Annotated in this window: 7 protein-coding genes; 1 reads left to right on the forward strand and 6 read right to left on the reverse strand. The window is 49.8% G+C overall.

Annotated elements, in window-relative coordinates:
• Positions 1 to 86: 86 nt before the first annotated feature.
• The 4 genes from ABYT30_RS16430 to ABYT30_RS16445 all read right to left on the reverse strand — a co-directional run bounded on the left by ABYT30_RS16430 (position 87) and on the right by ABYT30_RS16445 (position 2541).
• The gene (locus tag ABYT30_RS16430) at positions 87 to 530 is read right to left on the reverse strand and encodes an NINE protein (RefSeq protein WP_373082261.1); all 444 of its coding nucleotides are present in this window, start codon (positions 528 to 530) and stop codon (positions 87 to 89) included.
• A gap of 85 nt (positions 531 to 615) precedes the next feature.
• Positions 616 to 1095 carry a GNAT family N-acetyltransferase gene (locus tag ABYT30_RS16435; protein ID WP_373097540.1) on the reverse strand — a complete coding sequence of 160 codons (480 nt, stop codon included), beginning with the start codon at positions 1093 to 1095 and terminating at the stop codon, positions 616 to 618.
• Between the two features lie 23 nt (positions 1096 to 1118).
• Positions 1119 to 1532, reverse strand: a complete 414-nt coding sequence (locus ABYT30_RS16440) for a VOC family protein (protein ID WP_373097541.1) — start codon at positions 1530 to 1532, stop codon at positions 1119 to 1121.
• A gap of 73 nt (positions 1533 to 1605) precedes the next feature.
• A complete protein-coding gene (locus tag ABYT30_RS16445; RefSeq protein WP_373097542.1) occupies positions 1606 to 2541 on the reverse strand; it encodes a LysR substrate-binding domain-containing protein in 936 nt (311 codons plus the stop codon).
• Positions 2542 to 2652: 111 nt separating this feature from the next.
• Here ABYT30_RS16445 and ABYT30_RS16450 point away from each other — a divergent pair, with 111 nt between their 5' ends.
• The gene (locus ABYT30_RS16450; protein WP_373097543.1) at positions 2653 to 3513 is read left to right on the forward strand and encodes a sterol desaturase family protein; all 861 of its coding nucleotides are present in this window, start codon (positions 2653 to 2655) and stop codon (positions 3511 to 3513) included.
• A gap of 6 nt (positions 3514 to 3519) precedes the next feature.
• Here the strand turns inward: ABYT30_RS16450 and ABYT30_RS16455 are convergent, their stop codons facing one another.
• Positions 3520 to 3708, reverse strand: coding sequence for a DUF3094 family protein (locus ABYT30_RS16455; RefSeq protein WP_373082272.1), 189 nt, complete (start codon positions 3706 to 3708; stop codon positions 3520 to 3522).
• A gap of 177 nt (positions 3709 to 3885) precedes the next feature.
• On the reverse strand, positions 3886 to 4164 hold a 279-nt coding region (locus ABYT30_RS16460), incomplete at its 5' end, for an acyl-CoA dehydrogenase C-terminal domain-containing protein (protein WP_373097544.1).

Consider the following 4164-nt stretch of genomic DNA (forward strand, 5'->3'; position numbering starts at 1 on the left):
AAAGTCTTAATGCCAGACTCAGCCGAAATACCCGCACCAGTTAACACAACAATGCGCTTTGTCACAGCAATTCAACCCAGGTAGCTCTAAAACCACGGACGCCGATTAAGTACATACGTCTGCTCAAATTCCGCATCGGATTTGGTGATATAAATAATAAATTCAATAAATGCGATGATGGCGATAATTAATGAGGGCAGGCCGGCCAAGATAAAGCCAAACAGAAAGGCCAACACCATAATGACCCCCTGCTTGGTATACCCCAGATAAAATTTGTGTACGCCAAAGGCGCCGAAAAAAAAGGCAAATAGTGCCGCAGCCACTTTTTTAGACGAACCGGTGCTCAGTGTATTATCCAAATAAATTGCCTCGGCTTGGCCGCCCTTTGCCACAAAATCGACCGCGGCCCCGGGTTTTACGACGCCCTCCGCCTGCCACTGGGCGGCATTAAAACTGTAGCGCTGGCCGTCATCAGCGCTAATCACGCCGGTGCCAGTATCCGCTTTAAAATCAAGTATTTTGCCTTTCATTCCAGAGTTCCTTTTAATTTTTACCTGCCAGCCACTTGAGAATAACCCGCCACACCGCCTACCACCAAACATCGCTCGCGACGATTTAATTCAGTACTTTTTGCCAAAATGTCGCAGCACCTTGGCTAGGATCGAGTTCATAGGGCGCAAATCCGCAATGCTGATATACACGCTGAGCACGCACATTATTCGCCAGAACTTCCAAGGTCAATTTGCAAAACCCCGATTTGCGCGCATAAGCCTCAAGCACTGCAATCATCTTTACACTGAGCCCTTGACCACGATGTTCAGGCAGCACCATGACATCATGGATATTAAGCAGCGGCTGGCATTTAAAAGTGGAAAACCCGCGCAAGGCGGTCAGCAGGCCGACCGCGTCGTCGTCATCAAAAACCAATAAACTGACGGCGCCAGACTCTGCCGCCAAAGCATCGCACAATCTAGTTAGTACGCTTTCCGGCAGCGCTTCACCGCCGCCCATGGGGTCTAGCGCATAAGCCGCCATTAATTTCACGATGCCGGCACGGTGCCGAGTATTGTGATAGTCGGCAATTTCAATTTCCATAATTGAGCCTATCGTCAGCGTCACTAAATTTTATCAGCACCGGCCCCAAGTGGCTGACCGTAACTGAACTCCACAAAATTGCCATCGGGGTCGCGCAGCCCACAGTAATAGCCAACGGGAAATGGCTCTTGCCGAGTCGACCAAGCAAGTATGCCATCTTGCTTGGCCCGTGCCGCAATCACATCCACTGCCGCGCGACTCTGCACAGCAAAACCGAGGTGAGAGTAATCGCAATCCTGCTGATGACGCCCGGGCCCACCGGGCAACAATACCAAAATAAAATCCTGCTCCCGCCCCTCTTCGGCCAACCAGACCACCTCACCACCAGTATTACTGCGCCGGTGAACTACTTTCAAACCCGCGTAGTCACAATAGAATGCCACACAGGCATTAAGGTCCTGGACATGCAGTGCCAGATGCGTAAGCGAAATAGACATAAGATCTCCTATTCGATATTTGAACGGATGCCAATATACCCGCCGGCGAGCACAGGCCACCTCTGGATAAAACCTATAGCGAATTGGCCTCAGCCAAAAGCTCAACGGTTAAACCCCGCAACTGCTGTCGAAACCACTGCTGGCCACTGTCCCCATCAAGTGCCACCGGCCACATCATCCAAATGGGTATAGGCTCAATCGCCAAAGGAAAATCGAAGCACTGCAAGTCAAACGCGCCAGCATACAGCTGCTGAATACGCGAGGGCATGACGGCAAGAAAATCTGTGCTGGCCACTACCGGTAACATACTGGAAAAGTTTTGCACCTGTGCGGCTTTTTTACGCTTAAGAGACTGCCCACCCAATGCCACTTCTAATTGACTGCGCTCGCGACTGCGTAGCGGCAAAAAAACGTGTTCTTCGGCGAGGTATTGTGGCAACGACAAACTACCTTCAATGCGTGGATGGCCCTGCCTAGCGATGACAACTAAACGCTCTCGGCCTAGCTCCTCAGTGCAGATAAAATCCTGCTGTAGCGGCAGATAGTCGATGAGGACATCGATTTCTATGCGTCGCAAAGCAGCCAGCAACTCCTTATTCTGCCCTGAAAAGCCGAGGACTTCGACTCTGAGCTCTGAACCGGCCAACAGCATTCGCTTCAACAGCGGACCCAAGGCCACTGCCTCAAAATAATTGTCGCCGAGTAAACGAAAACTGCGTCGTGCACTCTTTGGGTCAAATACCTGATCTTGCGTAAGCGTGCTGCGAATTAAGGCTAGGGCATCACGGATTTGCGGATAAATAGCCTGCGCTTTTGGTGTCGAAATCATGCCGAGGCGAGTGCGAACAAACAATTCGTCTTTAAAGGTAAGTCGCAAACGCTGTAAGGCTGCGCTCATGGCGGGCTGGCTCATACCCAATCGCTCTGCAGCACGTGTCATATTTTCATCAACCATCAGCGCGTCAAAAATCGCCAATAAATTCAGATCGATACCGCGCAGATTCAACATTACAAAGCCTAATTATATTAATATCAAATAATAATTATACAAAACATCTAATTCACAAATAATTATAGACCGCTATGCTAGTAACACAATAAACGCCGCAAGGAATAAGTCATGGACAACATCGTCAGTCTCTCGGTCATTCTGTTTATTATCTTAGCATCGGCATGGGAGTGGCTGGCCGGCCGCAACCGCGACGGCAAAAAGTCTCGGGAAGACTGGGGCATGGCAGTCATTGCCGCATTTGGCCTTAGCGCCGTTCAAAGACCGGCCTTGATATTTACCATTGCTTGGCTCGGCACCCAACTAGCACCTCACTTTCAAGGCAGCCTCAGCTGGCTGCAGCAGGACTATTTTTGGCCCGTGCTCATTGCATATATATGTATTGAGGAATTACTGCACAGCGGCGCCCATTTCTTCTCTCACGCCCGCCGACCTCGTTGGAAGCCGCTACTCGTGCTGCAGCAACTTTTTAAAATGGGTCACCGCCCGCACCACTTTAGTGGGGGCAACGACGGTAAAGGTGAGCTCAGCGTGACCCAAACCTTTGTCGAGCACTGGTTATTTTGGTTTATCATGCCCAATTTTTGGTTTCAGTTTGTGTGCCTTTATTTGGGGCTTACCGAGGTATTTCTAATCGGCACTGTATTTAAAGGACTGTGGGCAGCCCACAACCATGTGAATTGGAATTACGATTTATATTTTTTAAATCACCCTTGGCCCTGGGTGCGCAAAACCATGCGGGGACTGTGCCATATAATTACCTTTCCCACTCAGCATCATCACCATCACGCTCGGGGTAAAAACTCGGCGAAGAATATGTGTAATTTATTGGCAGTGTATGACTGGCTACTGTTTGGCACCCTCGCAATAGAAACCGAGCGGCCAAGCCAGTACGGCTGGAAACAATCGCCTCAAGAAGAACACAGTATTTGGTACCGCTATTTCGCAGTCGATATGAAAAAACTCGGCTAAAAAGGCCTAATGTATGCCGCTAGCGCGCGCGAGCAAAAGGCTCCCAACAGTAATGAACGACACAATAACAAACAGAATGCCGAGCAATTTTAAAGGCCTAAAGGGCTTGCGGTCGACCTCGTTGTAGCCCTGCTTTAAAAAGGCATCAACCTTTGCTTGATCTTCAGGATTAAGCTTATTGTGTTCGTTTTCCATTGGCTCACCACAGAGTTAGGCATAACCCGCTACAGTATTTTACAAAAACGCAGGCAATAAAAAAGGCGGCATCATTATCGCAAGATGCCGCCCTCTTCTCCAGCTTTACTACTTATAGCCCTATCCAGGCATCGCTACTAAGCGTAGCGAGCGAGGATCGAGCGTTTAAGCGATTCCTTAGGCGAAAGCTTCCTCTGGAATATCCATCAAACTAGCACTGCCATTGCGAACCGACTCGCTCAAGCCCTTGGCTTGTGGCAATAAGCGCTGAACAAAGAACCGCGCCGTGTGCAGCTTGGCTTGCGCAAAGGCCTCGCCTTGGGCGCAGTCACCGCTTAATACTGCTTTGCACATCATTGCCCACATATAGGTATACAGCGTGAAGCCCATAACATGGAGGAATTCGACCGAAGCAGCGCCGATCGCGTTGGCATCACCATTTTTAGTCTGCTCAAG

It is taken from the genome of Zhongshania sp. (assembly GCF_041623545.1).
In the GTDB taxonomy this organism is placed as follows: domain Bacteria; phylum Pseudomonadota; class Gammaproteobacteria; order Pseudomonadales; family Spongiibacteraceae; genus Spongiibacter.

Bases quoted from the DNA above. Each gene is read 5' to 3' on its own strand.
- ABYT30_RS16430 (WP_373082261.1), bottom strand. From the start codon at position 530: ATGAAAGGCAAAATACTTGATTTTAAAGCGGATACTGGCACCGGCGTG.
- ABYT30_RS16435 (WP_373097540.1), bottom strand. From the start codon at position 1,095: ATGGAAATTGAAATTGCCGACTATCACAATACTCGGCACCGTGCCGGC.
- ABYT30_RS16440 (WP_373097541.1), bottom strand. From the start codon at position 1,532: ATGTCTATTTCGCTTACGCATCTGGCACTGCATGTCCAGGACCTTAAT.
- ABYT30_RS16445 (WP_373097542.1), bottom strand. From the start codon at position 2,541: ATGTTGAATCTGCGCGGTATCGATCTGAATTTATTGGCGATTTTTGAC.
- ABYT30_RS16450 (WP_373097543.1), top strand. From the start codon at position 2,653: ATGGACAACATCGTCAGTCTCTCGGTCATTCTGTTTATTATCTTAGCA.
- ABYT30_RS16455 (WP_373082272.1), bottom strand. From the start codon at position 3,708: ATGGAAAACGAACACAATAAGCTTAATCCTGAAGATCAAGCAAAGGTT.